Genomic DNA, 14041 nt, shown 5'->3' with positions numbered 1-14041 from the left:
TCTATCGTTTCCCTTGGCCACTCGAACCTGGGGCGCCCAATGCCTGGCCCGCCGACGGTGATCTGAAGCCGAGGAAGCGATCACGTTGCGCGGCCCACAGGCGCGAACAATCCTTGTCAAGGAGCGCGGCCTCGCCAAGGCTCTGGCAGTGGCGAAGGCCTTCACGCAGCGCACTTGGCGCCAGCGTGACCGGGGCCGGCGAACCAGAACCGTCCGGCGTTTGCCTGTCGCGGGTCATTTCGAGCGGGGCAGCCGCGATCGCCGCCGCGACGAAGACGACGGCGCCCAGGCGAAGGAGTATCTTGCCATCCACGTCGCGCAACCTCAGCGGTTGAACATCGCGCCATTGCCGGCCTGGTAGCCGGATCCGGCGCGCAAAAAGCGACGACGCTGCTCGCGTCCCTGTTCGGCGGCCGCGGAGCGTTCCGCTTCGCTCAACGCCGCGGCGCGGCCGTTGGCGGCGACAACAGCCGTCAGGTCAGCGAGCTGCTGGGCCTGCAGCGCCAGAAGCTGATTGCCGGCTTGCGTCGCCTGCAGCGCGCCCGTCGCCGATTGGCTGGCTCCGACCAGCGACGACATCTGCACGCGGTTGGTGTCGATGTTTGCGACGGCTCCCGCCTGCACACGCATGGCGTCCTGAAGACCACCGACTGTATTTTGCCATCGCGAGCGCGCGTCCGCGACAAGCTGCTGCTCCGGCGCGGACAGAGAAACCTTCCCGTATTTCTCCTGGAACATCCTGTCGACCTGCTCGACATTGAAGGCGATGTTCTGCGCCTGGTTGAGCAGCTGTTGCGTGCGTTGTACCGATTGCTGCAGCGCCTGCAGTGAAGAGAAGGGCAAGCTCGCGAGATTGCGGCCCTGGTTGATCAGCATCTGCGCCTGGTTCTGCAGCGAGGTGATCTGGTTCGTCACCTGCTGAAGCGACCGCGCGGCCGTCAGAACGTTCTGGGCGTAGTTGGAAGGATCGAAAACGATGAACGCCTGGGCTGGCGTTGTCAGCAGCACCGGTGCGATCGCGAGCGGCGCGCAGAGCATGGCGCCAAGGGCAAGAGAGCGCGCGCGCAAACGATAAGTATTCATGACTGAGACTCCTTTTGCGTTTGTAGGTTCAGGTTAGAAAGCCCGGCAATGAGGTCAGCGGCCCAGCCAACGTCTCGGGCGCGCAGCCAGGCCGGCAGGAAGTCGTCGCGACCATGTTCGGCCACGATGCTGGCGATCAGGGCCTGATCCGCCTTGGAGGATGCAGCGCAAAGCGCGAGGCCGATTTCGGAGAGGCCCAGTTCGAACAGCCGATTGCCGCGCCGCGACTGGCAGTAATAGTCGCGCTTGGGCGTCGCGCGCGCCAGGATTTCTATCTGGCGATCGTTGAGACCGAAGCGGCGATAGATATCCGTGATCTGCGGCTCGATCGCGCGCTCGTTCGGCAGCAACAGCCTGGTCGGACAACTTTCGATGATCGCCGGCGCGATGTTCGAACTGTCGATGTCGGACAGCGACTGGGTGGCGAAGACGACGCTGGCGTTCTTCTTGCGCAACGTCTTCAGCCATTCGCGCAATTGACCGGCGAACCCCGCATCGTCGAGGGCAAGCCAGCCTTCGTCGATGATGAGCAGCGTCGGACGGCCGTCGAGCCGGTCGCCTATGCGATGGAACAGGTAGGAGAGCACGGCTGGTGCGGCTTGCGTGCCGATGAGGCCCTCGATTTCGAACGCCTGCACGGATGCGTGTCCGAGATGTTCGGTCTCGGCGTCAAGCAGCCGGCCGTAAGGGCCGCCAACACAATAGGGGCGCAGCGCCTGCTTCAGCTCATTGGCCTGCAACAGCACGCTAACGCCAGTGAGGGTGCGTTCCTCGACCGGCGCCGACGCAAGCGATGTCAGCGCGGCCCAGATATGCTCCTTGGCATCTGGATTAATCTGGAGGCCCTGGCGTGTGAGCATCGCGACGATCCAGTCGGCGGCCCAGGCGCGCTCATATGTGTCGTGAATGCGGGCCAGCGGCTGCAGCGAAACGGATGCCTCCACGCTCTCGGCAAGCCCGCCACCCAGATCGTGCCAGTCACCGCGCATAGCGAGCGCGGCGGCGCGGATCGAACCGCCGAAGTCGAAGGCGAAAACCTGGGCCTTGTCGTAGCGGCGGAACTGCAGGGCCATCAGCGCGAGCAGCACCGACTTGCCGGCGCCTGTAGGGCCAACGACCAGGGTATGGCCGACATCGCCGACATGCAGGACCAACCGGAATGGGGTCGAGCCTTCTGTCTTGCCGTAAAGCAAGGGAGGACTGACCAGATGCTCGTCCCGTTCCGGCCCCGCCCACACGGCAGAGAGTGGGACCATGTGAGCAAGATTGAGCGTTGAGACGGGAGGCTGGCGGACGTTGGCATAGGCGTGCCCGGGCAAGGAGCCGAGCCAGGCCTCGACGGCGTTGACAGTCTCGATGATTGTCGTGAAGTCGCGACCCTGGATGACTTTCTCGACAAGCCGCAATTTCTCGTCAGCCACGCGCGGGTCGGCATCCCATACAGCGACGGTCGCGGTGACATAGGCCATGCCCGACATGTCGGCGCCGAGTTCCTGCAGCGCCTCGTCGGCGTCCGCCGCCTTGTTGGCGGCGTCGGTGTCGACGAGCACGGACGTCTCGTTGGTCATCACCTCCTTGAGGATCGAGGCAATGCTCTTGCGCTTGGCAAACCACTGGCGCCGGATCCTGGTCAGGAGCCTGGCGGCATCGGTCTTGTCGAGCAGGATCGCCCGCGTCGCCCAGCGGTACGGGAAGGCGAGCCGATTGAGATCGTCAAGCAGGCCGGGCGTTGTCGCGGTCGGGAAGCCGACGATGGTCAGCACGCGAAGATGCTGGTGGCCAAGGCGTGGCTCGAGGCCGCCCGTCAGCACCTCATCGGCCACGAGCGCATCGAGGTAGATCGGCGTCTCGGGAACCCGCAACCGGTGGCGTTTGGTCGAGACCGTCGAATGCAGATAGGTCAGCGTTTGTCCGTCATCGAGCCACTGGCATTCAGGCATGAATCCGTCGAGCAGGGACAGCACGCGCTCTGTCCGGTCGACAAAGGCGCGCAGGATCGCGCGAGGATCCACGCTTGATTGCTCGCGACCTTCGTAAAGCCATCCTTCGGCACGCGCCGCGTCTTCAGGCGGCGGCAGGAAAAGCAAGGTTAGAAAGTAGCTCGAGACGAAATGAACCCCCGCTTCTTCGAAATCGGCTTTGCGCTCGGCGTCGAGCAGGCCGGAGGCGGCGTCGGGAAACTGGGTCTCGGGATACGTCGCGGCTTCATGGCGCTGCGCCTCGACGAAGATGCTCCAGCCCGAGCCGAGGCGACGAAAGGCATTGTTGATGCGCGAGGCCACCGCAACCAGTTCGGCTGCAACGGCGGAATCGAGATCGGGGCCACGAAACGTCGCGGTGCGCTGGAAGCTGCCGTCCTTGTTGAGCACGACACCGGGCGCGACAAGGGCGACCCAAGGCAGATAATCGGCCAGGCCGCTGGCGGTCCGACGATATTCGGCAAGGTTCATCATGCCGAGACCCTCAAACCGAAAGATGTGCGGGCAGCCGCAGGTGCCGGCGCCCGACTTCGAAAAACAGCGGATCGCGCCTGGCGGCCCAGACCGCCGTGAAATGGCCGAGCGCCCAGATGATGAGACCGACCAGCCAGAGCCTCAGCCCAAGGCCGACCGCACCGGCAAGCGTGCCGTTCAGGATCGCGATGGCGCGTGGCGCGCCGCCAAGCAGGATGTGCTCGGTCAGCGCCCGGTGAACGGGGACCGTCCAGCCCGGCACGGCATCGAGTTGTTCGAAAGCCGTTGCCATCAGATCAACGCCCCGCCACCGAAAGAAAAGAACGACAGAAAGAAGCTCGATGCGGCAAAGGCGATCGAGAGGCCAAAGACGATCTGGATCAGCCGCCTAAAGCCGCCAGAGGAGTCGCCAAACGCCAGCGTCAGGCCCGTGACGATGATGATGATGACGGCGATGATCTTGGAGACCGGCCCTTCGATCGATTGCAGGATCTTCTCGAGCGGCTGTTCCCACGGCATCGACGAGCCTGACGCATGGGCTACCGGCGCGATCATGAAGCTGACGGCAAGGGTGATCCCGGCCGTGGTCGCGAGGTTGCGGGATGCGCGCGCAAGTGTGCGGATCATGAGTTCTCTCCTGTGTTGTTCAAGGTGGCTTCAACGGTGCAGTAGTCGCCATCAGGACCGAGCCCCTCGACGCGCGTGAGTTCGGCCAGCCGCCGTGCGGAACCCCGTCCGGCAAGGACTGCGACAAGGTCGATCGTGTCGGCAATCAGCGCGCGTGGGACGGTGACGACGGCTTCCTGGATAAGCTGTTCCAGCCGGCGGAGCGCGCCGATCCCGGAACCGGCATGCAAGGTGCCGATACCGCCGGGGTGCCCGGTGCCCCAGGCCTTGAGCAGGTCGAGCGCCTCGGCGCCGCGCACCTCGCCGATGGGGATGCGGTCGGGCCGCAGGCGCAACGAGGAGCGAACCAGATCGGAGAGCGTGGCGACGCCATCCTTGGTGCGCATTGCGACAAGGTTGGGAGCGGCGCATTGCAGTTCGCGGGTGTCCTCGATGATGACGACCCGGTCCGTTCCCTTCGCCACCTCGGCGAGCAGCGCGTTGGTCAGCGTCGTCTTGCCGGTCGAGGTGCCGCCTGCAACGAGGATGTTTGCGCGGCCAGCAACGGCGGCGCGCAGGATTGCGGCCTGGCTGCGGGTCATGACGCATGTCGCGACATAGTCATCGAGCGTGAACACGGCGACCGCGGGTTTGCGGATCGCGAAGGCAGGTGCTGCGACGACCGGCGGCAACAAGCCTTCGAAACGCTCGCCGGTTTCCGGCAACTCCGCCGAGACCCGGGGGGAACGGGGATGCACTTCGGCGCCGACATGATGCGCGACGAGCCGCACGATCCGCTCACCATCGGCAGGCGTCAGCGTTTCCCCCGTATCGGCGAGGCCTTGGGAAAGCCTGTCCACCCAGATGCGGCCATCTGGGTTCAGCATCACTTCCACGATAGCGGCGTCGTCAAGGAACCGGGCGATGGCCGGCCCGAGCGCGGTGCGCAGCATGCGCGAACTGCGTGTGTGTCCTTCGGTGTTGTTGTACGAGATGACCATCGTGTTCCCGTCCGAGCCGGGAATACGTCAAAAAGCCCCGGTCGCGGGATGATCAAAAGAGCTGTGGATCAGTCCGATTCAACAGGTTTCGGCAGGCGTCGAGGCGCAGCGTGCAAAGAGAGGCGAACGGCGGCCCCATCGATCCAAGGCCACCAGGCCGGTTCGGGCGTCGGAAAAGGTTCCGTCTAATGTGAACATATGCAATAATAAGTTCATATTTATTGACAGATGACAGTTTCCGCGCCTATGAGAGGCTGGCGATGGCCCTGGTCATACAGGATCGTCCCCATCACCAGACGGAGGATTGCCATGTGGCCAGGTTCGGGAGCGTCAGCCTCTGCGCGTGCAGCCATCCTCGTCAGGTGCACCCGAAGAAAGCCGGCATCGCCGGCGCTACCATCACCATATGCCGTGGAGGGTTGAGACGCCTAGTGAGCACGTTCGAGATCTGGTTGGGCATTTTGCAAGGCGTTCGCACCACGGCGACGGTTACGGCCTATGGCCTGGTCTTTGCGGTTCCGTTCGCGCTGGTCTTCGGCATCGCGCAGTTTCTAACCACCGGTTTAACGCGCTTTCTGGTGACCGCGGTGATCGAGTTCTGGCGCAGTTCCGCCGTCGTCGTCCTGCTCTTTGTCTTTTACTATGTGCTGCCAGTGGTCGGGGTCACTTTATCAGCGCTGACCGTCAGTGCGCTGGTGCTCGGTCTCAACGCCGGCGGCTATGCCAGCCAGGCTGTGCGCGCTGGCCTTCAGTCCCTGCCTGCCGGCCAGCGAGAAGCTGGCATGGCGCTCGGCCTCTCGCGCGCGCAGATCCTGCTCCTGGTCGAACTGCCGCAGGCGCTGGTTGCCATGAGCCCGACCTTCGTCAACACCCTCATACAGCTCGTCAAGGCGACGGCGCTGGTGTCGCTGGTAACGCTGACGGACATGACGTTCCGCGCCAAGGAGATCGCGCAGACCCAGAACAATCCGGTCGCGATCTATTCGGCGCTGCTGCTTGCGTTCTTTGTCGTCTGCTATCCGATCACGCTTGCCGGCCGCTGGCTCGAGGCTCGTGTCAACGTCGAAAAAGGACCGTCGCGTGGGATTTGACGTGGGCTTTGCGTTGTCGACGATCCCGATCATTGTCGGCGCGATTGGTGCCACCCTGTTTGCCACCGTTTTGAGTTGTGTTGGCGCTTCGGCTGTCGGCTTCACCTTCGAAATAATCCGTCGCAGCGGTGGCGCGCCCGGCTTTGCGGTGCGCTTCCTGATCGACTTCATCCGCTCCACGCCGGTTCTGGCCTGGCTCTATTTCATATACTTCGTCCTGCCTTTCTATGGGATCCGTCTTGGTGCCATGACAGTCGGCGTCCTGGCCCTCAGCCTCTACTACAGCGGGTACCTGGCCGAGGTCTTCAAGGCTGGCATTGATGCTATCCCCAAGGGCCAGCAGGAAGCAGCGCGAGCATTATCGCTCAGCCGGCGCGATACGGTGGTTTTCGTCATCGCGCCGCAGATGCTGCGCAACATCGCCGCGCCGCTCGGCAACTACCTGGTATCGATTCTCAAGGCGACGCCTTATCTGGCGGTCCTGGCCGTGCCGGAAATGCTGGGCCGTGCCTTTGATATCGCTTCTGAAACCTATCGATACGCCGAGCCACTGACCGTCGCCGGTTTGCTGTTCCTGGCGCTGGCGCTTGTCGTCTCTTATGGGGTCAAGCGCGTCGAGCAGCGCCTGCTTGCAACTGGACGCCGCTAATGCTCTCTCCCGTTGCGGCCGTTCAGGCAGAACCCCTGGTCCAGATCGAAGGACTGAACAAGTGGTTCGGCGCATTGCATGTCTTGAACGATATCGATCTGACCATCCGCACGGGCGCGCGCATTGTCGTTTGCGGTCCCTCCGGCTCGGGCAAGTCGACCCTGATCCGGTGCATCAACGGTCTTGAGCGCTTTCAGAAAGGAACCATTCAGCTGGAAGGGGTGACGCTCGGACAAAGCGCTCGCAACACCGCCGTTGCGCGGCGGCAAACAGGCATGGTGTTCCAGAGCTTCAACCTCTTTCCCCACCTGAGCGTACTCGCCAACTGCACTCTGGCTTTGCGGCGAGTCCTTGGCAAATCGATGCGCGAGGCGGAGGAGATCGCTATGCATCAGCTGAAAGCGGTGCGCATCCCTGAAAAGGCGAACGCCTATCCCGGCCAGCTGTCTGGCGGTCAGCAACAGCGGGTGGCGATCGCGCGCGCTCTTTGCCTTAATCCCAGCATCATACTTTTCGATGAACCCACCTCGGCTCTCGACCCCGAAATGATCAAGGAGGTGCTCGACGTCATGACCGCTCTGGCGCGAGATGGTATGACCATGGTCTGCGTCACCCACGAGATGGCCTTCGCGCGTGAAGTCGCCGACGAGGTTGTTTTCATGGACGCAGGCCGCCTTGTCGAGCACGCTTCCTGCGAAGACTTTTTCTCAACAGCCGTTCATCCGCGCGCCCGGCTGTTCCTGGATACGATCCTGAGACATTGAGCAGGCCGTTTCGGACGGGCGGAGCGGCAACTGGTCGAGCAACGGCGATTGGTCGCTTGTCGCGGGCAATGCCGGGCGGGTTACCAGTCCGGCGCGAACGCGTAGCCCGCCGACCGGACGGTTCTGATCACATCGCTTCCGACGGCCGCGCGAAGCCTTTTGCGCAACCGTGCGATATGCACGTCGACGCCCCGCACGTCGGTTGCGGCAGCATGTTCCGGCCACGCCGTCGCCACGAGTTCTTCCCGGCCGATAACCTTGCCGGGGTTCGCCAAAAGGCTGCGCAACAGCTTGAACTCGATCGGCGGCATCGTGATTTCCTTCTGCTTGAAGAAGGTTCGGTGGGTCGCTCGTTCCAGACGAAAATCACCCTGCACCAGATCTCCGGTCCCTGTCTCACGCGATAACCGTGCAAGGCCGGCCTTGCCATGCAGCCAGGTCAGAAGTTGCTCGGGCGCGAACGGCCGTGAAAATATCTCGTCGACGCCAGCCTTGATCAGGTCCAGATGCAACTTGCCGGAACGTGGCGCGACCAAGCCTGCGACCGGGATGGCGTTTGTTGCTGGGGTCGACTTCAACCTGATGCACTGTTTTGCGATGGCACGCTCCCCTGGATGGCAGTCCAGGATCACCGCGAGCGGCTTTGCCACCTCGATGAGGCGGGTGACTTCCTTGTCCTCGGTCATTAGCTGCGTGTCGAAGCCCGCGACCGAGAGTATGTGTCCGAAGACCAGAAAGAAATCCGGATCCTGTGAGGAAATCAGGACAAGGGGCCTCATAAGGGGAAAAACCGGGTTTGCCGCGCCATAGGGCTGACTACCGCGCTCGTGGGCCCGACACAATACGCCACACTATCGGCGGTCCGCGAACTCCTTCGCTAACAATCGCGTATCGGCCTAGTCAAGCCTCATCCGCGAGTATGGCGCCGCTGATAGAATAGGCACGGCGCGTCGCTTGGATGGCCTGAAGCGTGACATCGATCAGAAGTGCGACAATGTCACCGTCGGGATGTTCAAGAACCTCGCCCAGCTCTGTCAGGGTCCAGCCAAGGGCGCGCAGACGTTTCGGCCAGAACGCTTCGCAGACAACGCTGATCTGTCGGATTCCGAGTCTTAGAGCCGCTTCGAGAAGACCGCACAGGACCACGCCCGCGACAGGGGAGGAGGCACCTTGGGTACGAAGCGAAGGGATGACGAAGAAACGCGTCCATTCGAATATTTCCGCGGCTCGCGGAGGCGTTCCCCCGGCGAGACCTGGAAATACTTCGCTCATCAAATGCGGCTCCAGCGTTGGGACCAGGCGCGAACCACCGACGATCTTGCCGTTGGTATCAAGCGCGAGAAGATAGAGCGCATGCTCGTTATCGAAGGCGTCGATCTCGATGTTGATGGGCCGCGCGACGGCGCGCCACTGCCTCTGCCTGACGTAGATGTCGTACCTTATGCGAAAATAGCGCTCCAGAAGTTTCCTGTAGTGCTTCCTGTTTGACCAGGTAACCAGATGAATACGGACCATGACGCCTCCAGGCGGAGGTCGTAGGAAACCGCGCTTGGCGCACGTATGACGGTATTCAGGTATTGCTAAATCTGGATTTCCTGCCGTCGCAGAGCTTTGACGATGGCATGCGAGACATTGATCGCATCGAGCTTGCCGCGAATGTTTCGTTGGTGACTCTCGACCGTGTTCCTGGTTACCCCGAGGATGCAGGCAATGTCTTCGTTCGATTTGCCTTGTGCGCTCCACTGCAGGAGTTCGCGCTCGCGCCCTGTCAAAGGCCTGGCATCACTGCCTTGGCCGCTCGCCTCCAGCCCCGAGAGACGTCGGAATGTGTGGACGCAGAGCGTTTCGATAAGAGGCATTGCGCTCAGTGGCACGTCGATCCGGTCGCTCGCCGCCGTGACGACGCCTGGACCCGCCAGCGGTACGTGGATGGGGACACAGATGCCATCTCGCATGCCAAACTCCGCCGCCTCGTCCATCACCAGTTTCGCGCGCGCAATCATCCTTCCTGCCGGAAGGTCGCTCCACAGGAACGGTTGCGGCGAATGCCGGCACTGAGCTACGCAGGGATCATGCAGAAAATGATCTTCCTCAAGGTAGCGGAAAAACCATTCGGGCGGCCAGCCATCGCCCAAAATCTCGCGCTGCCAGGCCGTATCATGCGGCACGGGCAAACCGGTAATGAGGAAATGACGCAATCCGTAGCGCGCCATTGCGGAGCGAAACTCTTGCAGGATTGCAACCGCCGACCGCCCCGTGTCGATCCTTGAGATCGCCGCAAAGAGCTGAGCAATACTATCGTTTTCCATTGGCAGACCTCGACGAAAGTCAGGCCCAACCCCGGCAACAACTTAAGCGAGTAGAGACACGATCTTCAATGGGACTTGCTGCGAATGTATACTGAAGGAGTCAATTAGCCGGCGCAAATACAAAGAAATCTTAGTCGGTTCAATAACCTATCGAATCCGATCGCGTCACTCGGCTGACTTTGAAGCAACCTGCTTCATCACGCGAGCGGGTCGCCGATGTCCTGGGCCTGCCGAGATCAGCGCCGCCGGTTCGACGCCCAAGGCCTTTGCCAGGATTTCGACCGTATCCAGAGTGGCGTTGCGGCGTCCAGCCTCGACGCTGCTGATATAAGCCCGCGTGCGCCCCGAAATGAAAGACAACTGCTCCTGCGAGAGTTTTCTTTCCCTGCGCAGCCGCTGCACGTTCAGACCAAAAACGCCGCGAAGATTCATCAAGCAACGGATGCTACGGCGCACACTCTGGTGCGACACACTATAGTGCACATTCTGCATTGACAGCCGTGCTGCTGGCTGTTTGAAACGACAGGCGAATTCATCGTTCCCTGAAAAAGGAATTGCCATGGCGAGCCTGCCGTTTCGCGAGCTCTTGGGCGACGTGTCGGAGCATTCCCCGGACGACGGGAGCGGACCCGAAGTGGACAAAAGCCGAGTCCAGAAATTCGTCTGCATCCGATGTGGCGTTTCCTACCCCGGCGATCTCGCCATAGACTCCCGGGGGTGCGAAAAGTGTCGTGAGACCGCGCCGGCAAATCTTCGGCCGGTCTATCCGGCCCACCAGCCACATCCCTTCGATGGAGCTACCGCCCAAGGCTCGCTATGGCGTTTCGCGCATATGCTGCCTTGCGCGGCCGAGGAGGCCGTGACGCTGGGCGAAGGTCAAACACCGTTGCTGGCAGCGCCGCGCATCGGCGCCTTTGTCGGCGTGGCAAACCTCGTGATTAAGGACGAAGGACGAAACCCGACCTGGTCGCACAAGGACCGCTTCTCAACAGTGGCCGTCAGCATTGCGCGTGCGCGAGGCGCAAAAATTGTCGCAACCGCCTCTTCGGGAAACGCCGGCGCCTCGCTGGCGGCTTACGCTGCCCGAGCTGGACTGAAATGCATCGTCACCACGTTCGCGGGATCAGCCGGCGCCATGCTCTCGCAAATCCGCAAATACGGCGCGACGGTTGTGCCGCTGGTCAGCAAAATGGACCGATGGTCGCTGCTTGCGCAGGCGGCTGACCGCTATGACTGGTTCATAGCCTCGCCCTATCACGGGCCGGTCGTTGGAAGCCATCCACTCGGCATCGAGGGCTACAAAACCATCGCCTATGAGATCGTCGAGCAATCGGGAGGCACCGCGCCGGACTGGTGCGTGCTGCCGGTCTGCTATGGCGATGCTTTGTCTGGCGTCTGGGCAGGATTTTGCGAGCTGTTCGCGCAAGGCGCGATCGCCCGTCTGCCGCGACTCGTTGCGGCGGAAGTGCACGGGTCACTGGCGGCGGCGCTTGCCAGCGGCGCCGATGCACTGCCGGAGCGCCCGATGGCCTTCGAGAGCCTTGCCGTTTCGATCGGCACGCCGCGCAGCACCTTCCAGGCACTGAAGGCACTTCGGGACTCGTGCGGCCATGCCGTACCCGTTGGCAACCAGGGGCTTGTCGCAATGCAGGAGCAGCTTGCCCGCGACGAAGGCATCTTTGCCGAGCTCGCATCGGTCACGCCGCTTATTGCGATCTCTACATTGAGGCGCCAAGGCATAATCGCGCCGACAGACCGCGTGGTTGCGGTTGTGACTGCCAGCGGACTGAAGGATCTCGACCGGTCCGTCACGCAGGACAGGAATGATCGGATTTTCCAGACAACCCAGGATGCCTGGCGCTGGCTGGATGCCAATGAGCCCCGGCTCGCCTCCTAAAACGCCGGGCAAGTTAGTCGCTCGTCTGGGCCTTCACGGCTGCCTGTGTTTCCAGCACCTCGGCCAGGCTGCGGCGGTTCCAGACAAAGCGCGTCCATTGTGTTTCTGCCCTTGGCGCGATGATTGAAAGTGTATTCGGTTCGCTGACTTGCGCGCATGGCCAGCCAGGCAAGCTCGAGAGCCAGTCGTCATTGTAGACAGTCTCGATATGTCGGTGACCTTCGTCCGGCATGATGGCGGCGACCTGGGCATCCGGGTGTTTGGTTGCAACCCATTGTGCCACCAGCGCGGCGGCGCCACTGGTCGGCCCCATGAAGATGCCGTGATCGCGCAGCAAACGATGAGCCGCCATATAGGCTGGGTAGGCACCGACCCAATGGATCTCGTCGACCAGTTCGTGGCGAACATTCTTCGGCAACACGCTGTTGCCCAGCCCGCGCAGCATGCGTTTGCCAACGGGTTGACCAAACAGGATGCTGTGGTGGGTATCGACGGCGAAAACAGTGAGATGGGGAAAGATGGTTCGCAAAAACCAGGCAGTGCCACAAAGCGAGCCGCCTGTGCCGATACAACCGACAAGGCAGTCAATCCGACCCATCGCGCGGATCAGAAGCTCGGCCAGCCGCGCATAGGCGAGCCAATTTCCCGGACTATCGTATTGACGCGTCCAGAAGCCGTCCGGCTCCCTGGCCAGGATGTCATGAAGACACTCAAGCCTGCCGGGCTGGTTGCCATCACCACGGGGATCGTCCAACGCGATGACCGAGGCGCCGATGCGCTCGAGGCGCGCCTTGTATTTGGCGTCGATCAGCGTCGAGGCGGTGACGAGCGTAAGCCGATAGCCGCGCGCCGCGGCGAGCAGCGCCACCGCCATTCCGAATGTGCCTGACGTCGTCTCGACAATATGCGCGCCAGGCTTCAACTCGCCGTTCGACGCGGCGCGATCCAGAATGTGTCGGGCCGGCATTAGTTTCATCAGCGGAAAGGCGGCAGCGACAAGATTTGACGACAGGTGAGCCAGACGGGGCGTCTCCAGGTCTCTGAAATAGTCGGCATCGATGGCTACCATTGCCACCCCTCCCCGTTGACCAGATGACGCTCGACGTCCGTGAACCCGGCCTGTTCTGCTTTCCGCGCGACAAGGGTCGCCTTTCGTCTCAGGGACGCGTCGGAGAGGTCAAAAATGACACCGAACAGAGAGCCGCTATGGGCGACCTGCACACCGCACGCTCCGGCTTCGTCGGCGATCTGGACGACCTCGTTGAAACCCTGTTTCGGCAGATGCCGTTGACTGATCAGGGCACTGGCCGAGGCGGCGCGTCCAAGAAGTTGAGGGTCCTGAAAGCGAACGGCCCGCGCCGCCAAAGTCCGAAGCACGCCGAATTGCTGAATTTCGGTACTGTCATAGTGGGCGGGCGACAGCTGCAACGTGTCGACTGGGGTGCCGCCGTTCGCCTTGAATCCCACCAGCAACAGCGGCGGCAAGGAGCCGCCGAAGTTTTCGATCACGGTGCCTTCACGCTGCGCAAACAGGACAGCCTGATCATCATAGGCGATAGCATCGCTTGCACGCTCGGCGGCGACGGCGAGACGGCCGACGCTCAATGGCCGCAACTGGACTTTGATAGCAGCAGCCACAGCGCGGATCGAGGCGACAACGTCGGCTGTCGATGAGCCATAGCCGTGCCCGACCGGGATCGAGCTGTGAAGTGTCAGCTCGCCGCCGCTGCTGACACTCAAAAGATCAAGCGTCAGCCGCGCGGCCGCCGCCGCTTTGACCTTGTGATCGGGATGGACAATGATCCCCTTGCCAACGCCCAAGACAAAGGTCGCCTCCGATTTCAACCCGGCAATCGGCAGTGTCACCAGGCCGCGTTGAAGATGCCCGTCGTCCCCTTGGAAGACGCCCTGGATAAGTTCTCCGTGATGCGCGATTGCGGTTGCCGTTCCGGCCAGGGGCTGCGATCCGTCACGGATCGCCAAATCGCCATCGATCGCCATAGCCATCTCCACCGCATTCACGGGCCATGGAGAGAAATGGCGGAAGTGAATGACAGCCGCCCTCAATGGATTCCGGTATTGACTGCGCTTAAATCGCGCATGCGCTTAGCGGATGGAGGCTTGTCAGCATTATCGTCGCGCAAGTCTGCGCAACGGGCTCAGTTGCATCCATGGACATCAAAGCCGG

16 protein-coding genes are annotated in these 14041 nt (G+C 62.2%); 4 read left to right on the top strand and 12 right to left on the bottom strand.

Features of this window, described 5'->3' with window-relative positions:
• Position 1: 1 nt before the first annotated feature.
• Genes trbK-alt through trbB form a run of 6 tightly spaced genes read right to left on the bottom strand, consistent with a single transcriptional unit; the run spans position 2 to position 5143 of the window.
• Entirely contained in the window at positions 2-313 is a 312-nt protein-coding gene (gene trbK-alt / locus FJV80_RS28120) for a putative entry exclusion protein TrbK-alt (protein ID WP_095774686.1), read from the bottom strand.
• 11 nt (positions 314-324) lie between these two features.
• Positions 325-1083, bottom strand: a complete 759-nt coding sequence (gene trbJ, locus FJV80_RS28115) for a P-type conjugative transfer protein TrbJ (RefSeq protein ID WP_095774552.1) — start codon at positions 1081-1083, stop codon at positions 325-327.
• On the bottom strand, positions 1080-3536 hold the full coding sequence (gene trbE, locus FJV80_RS28110) for a conjugal transfer protein TrbE (RefSeq protein WP_142878000.1): 2457 nt from the start codon (positions 3534-3536) through the stop codon (positions 1080-1082). The genes trbJ and trbE overlap by 4 nt, the downstream gene beginning before the upstream one ends.
• A gap of 10 nt (positions 3537-3546) precedes the next feature.
• A complete protein-coding gene (locus FJV80_RS28105; RefSeq protein WP_095793393.1) occupies positions 3547-3828 on the bottom strand; it encodes a VirB3 family type IV secretion system protein in 282 nt (93 codons plus the stop codon).
• Positions 3828-4163 (bottom strand): TrbC/VirB2 family protein, encoded by a 336-nt coding sequence (locus FJV80_RS28100; protein ID WP_095789525.1) that lies wholly within the window; start codon positions 4161-4163, stop codon positions 3828-3830. Before FJV80_RS28100 ends, FJV80_RS28105 begins: the two co-directional genes overlap by 1 nt.
• Positions 4160-5143 carry a P-type conjugative transfer ATPase TrbB gene (gene trbB / locus FJV80_RS28095; protein ID WP_095789524.1) on the bottom strand — a complete coding sequence of 328 codons (984 nt, stop codon included), beginning with the start codon at positions 5141-5143 and terminating at the stop codon, positions 4160-4162. The genes FJV80_RS28100 and trbB overlap by 4 nt, the downstream gene beginning before the upstream one ends.
• 260 nt (positions 5144-5403) lie before the next feature.
• On the opposite strand from trbB, the gene FJV80_RS28090 reads away from it, so the two are divergent.
• From FJV80_RS28090 to FJV80_RS28080, 3 genes are read left to right on the top strand one after another with little or no spacing between them, the layout of a single operon-like run.
• Positions 5404-6234 (top strand): amino acid ABC transporter permease, encoded by an 831-nt coding sequence (locus tag FJV80_RS28090; RefSeq protein WP_245437841.1) that lies wholly within the window; start codon positions 5404-5406, stop codon positions 6232-6234.
• Positions 6224-6883, top strand: a complete 660-nt coding sequence (ehuD, locus tag FJV80_RS28085) for an ectoine/hydroxyectoine ABC transporter permease subunit EhuD (protein WP_095789522.1) — start codon at positions 6224-6226, stop codon at positions 6881-6883. Before FJV80_RS28090 ends, ehuD begins: the two co-directional genes overlap by 11 nt.
• Positions 6883-7647, top strand: a complete 765-nt coding sequence (locus FJV80_RS28080; protein WP_095789521.1) for an amino acid ABC transporter ATP-binding protein — start codon at positions 6883-6885, stop codon at positions 7645-7647. The genes ehuD and FJV80_RS28080 overlap by 1 nt, the downstream gene beginning before the upstream one ends.
• A gap of 80 nt (positions 7648-7727) precedes the next feature.
• On the opposite strand, the gene FJV80_RS28075 is transcribed toward FJV80_RS28080, so the two are convergent.
• The 4 genes from FJV80_RS28075 to FJV80_RS28060 all read right to left on the bottom strand — a co-directional run bounded on the left by FJV80_RS28075 (position 7728) and on the right by FJV80_RS28060 (position 10517).
• Positions 7728-8333: a response regulator transcription factor gene (locus tag FJV80_RS28075; RefSeq protein WP_245437842.1), complete on the bottom strand. Its 606-nt coding sequence runs from the start codon at positions 8331-8333 to the stop codon at positions 7728-7730.
• A gap of 214 nt (positions 8334-8547) precedes the next feature.
• Positions 8548-9162, bottom strand: coding sequence for an acyl-homoserine-lactone synthase (locus tag FJV80_RS28070; protein ID WP_142877999.1), 615 nt, complete (start codon positions 9160-9162; stop codon positions 8548-8550).
• A 65-nt stretch (positions 9163-9227) separates the two neighbouring features.
• The gene (locus FJV80_RS28065; protein WP_095789518.1) at positions 9228-9956 is read right to left on the bottom strand and encodes a LuxR family transcriptional regulator; all 729 of its coding nucleotides are present in this window, start codon (positions 9954-9956) and stop codon (positions 9228-9230) included.
• Between the two features lie 165 nt (positions 9957-10121).
• On the bottom strand, positions 10122-10517 hold the full coding sequence (locus tag FJV80_RS28060) for a helix-turn-helix transcriptional regulator (RefSeq protein ID WP_348628974.1): 396 nt from the start codon (positions 10515-10517) through the stop codon (positions 10122-10124).
• A gap of 73 nt (positions 10518-10590) precedes the next feature.
• Here FJV80_RS28060 and FJV80_RS28055 point away from each other — a divergent pair, with 73 nt between their 5' ends.
• On the top strand, positions 10591-11853 hold the full coding sequence (locus tag FJV80_RS28055) for a threonine synthase (RefSeq protein WP_246689070.1): 1263 nt from the start codon (positions 10591-10593) through the stop codon (positions 11851-11853).
• Positions 11854-11866: 13 nt separating this feature from the next.
• Here the strand turns inward: FJV80_RS28055 and FJV80_RS28050 are convergent, their stop codons facing one another.
• Both FJV80_RS28050 and FJV80_RS28045 read right to left on the bottom strand, forming a co-directional pair.
• Entirely contained in the window at positions 11867-12922 is a 1056-nt protein-coding gene (locus tag FJV80_RS28050; protein WP_142877997.1) for a PLP-dependent cysteine synthase family protein, read from the bottom strand.
• Positions 12916-13854: a kinase gene (locus FJV80_RS28045; RefSeq protein ID WP_142877996.1), complete on the bottom strand. Its 939-nt coding sequence runs from the start codon at positions 13852-13854 to the stop codon at positions 12916-12918. Before FJV80_RS28045 ends, FJV80_RS28050 begins: the two co-directional genes overlap by 7 nt.
• Between the last annotated feature and the right edge of the window lie 187 nt (positions 13855-14041).

Source organism: Mesorhizobium sp. WSM4310 (assembly GCF_007003935.1).
In the GTDB taxonomy this organism is placed as follows: domain Bacteria; phylum Pseudomonadota; class Alphaproteobacteria; order Rhizobiales; family Rhizobiaceae; genus Mesorhizobium.
The sequence above is the reverse complement of the archived record's forward strand: the minus strand, read 5'-3'. Positions and strand labels throughout refer to the sequence as shown.

Bases quoted from the DNA above. Each gene is read 5' to 3' on its own strand.
- FJV80_RS28080 (WP_095789521.1), top strand. From the start codon at position 6,883: ATGCTCTCTCCCGTTGCGGCCGTTCAGGCAGAACCCCTGGTCCAGATC.
- FJV80_RS28075 (WP_245437842.1), bottom strand. From the start codon at position 8,333: ATGACCGAGGACAAGGAAGTCACCCGCCTCATCGAGGTGGCAAAGCCG.
- FJV80_RS28060 (WP_348628974.1), bottom strand. From the start codon at position 10,517: ATGGCAATTCCTTTTTCAGGGAACGATGAATTCGCCTGTCGTTTCAAA.
- FJV80_RS28070 (WP_142877999.1), bottom strand. From the start codon at position 9,162: ATGGTCCGTATTCATCTGGTTACCTGGTCAAACAGGAAGCACTACAGG.
- trbB (WP_095789524.1), bottom strand. From the start codon at position 5,143: ATGGTCATCTCGTACAACAACACCGAAGGACACACACGCAGTTCGCGC.
- FJV80_RS28065 (WP_095789518.1), bottom strand. From the start codon at position 9,956: ATGGAAAACGATAGTATTGCTCAGCTCTTTGCGGCGATCTCAAGGATC.
- FJV80_RS28105 (WP_095793393.1), bottom strand. From the start codon at position 3,828: ATGGCAACGGCTTTCGAACAACTCGATGCCGTGCCGGGCTGGACGGTC.
- FJV80_RS28050 (WP_142877997.1), bottom strand. From the start codon at position 12,922: ATGGTAGCCATCGATGCCGACTATTTCAGAGACCTGGAGACGCCCCGT.
- FJV80_RS28045 (WP_142877996.1), bottom strand. From the start codon at position 13,854: ATGGCGATCGATGGCGATTTGGCGATCCGTGACGGATCGCAGCCCCTG.
- trbJ (WP_095774552.1), bottom strand. From the start codon at position 1,083: ATGAATACTTATCGTTTGCGCGCGCGCTCTCTTGCCCTTGGCGCCATG.
- FJV80_RS28090 (WP_245437841.1), top strand. From the start codon at position 5,404: ATGGCCCTGGTCATACAGGATCGTCCCCATCACCAGACGGAGGATTGC.
- trbE (WP_142878000.1), bottom strand. From the start codon at position 3,536: ATGATGAACCTTGCCGAATATCGTCGGACCGCCAGCGGCCTGGCCGAT.
- FJV80_RS28100 (WP_095789525.1), bottom strand. From the start codon at position 4,163: ATGATCCGCACACTTGCGCGCGCATCCCGCAACCTCGCGACCACGGCC.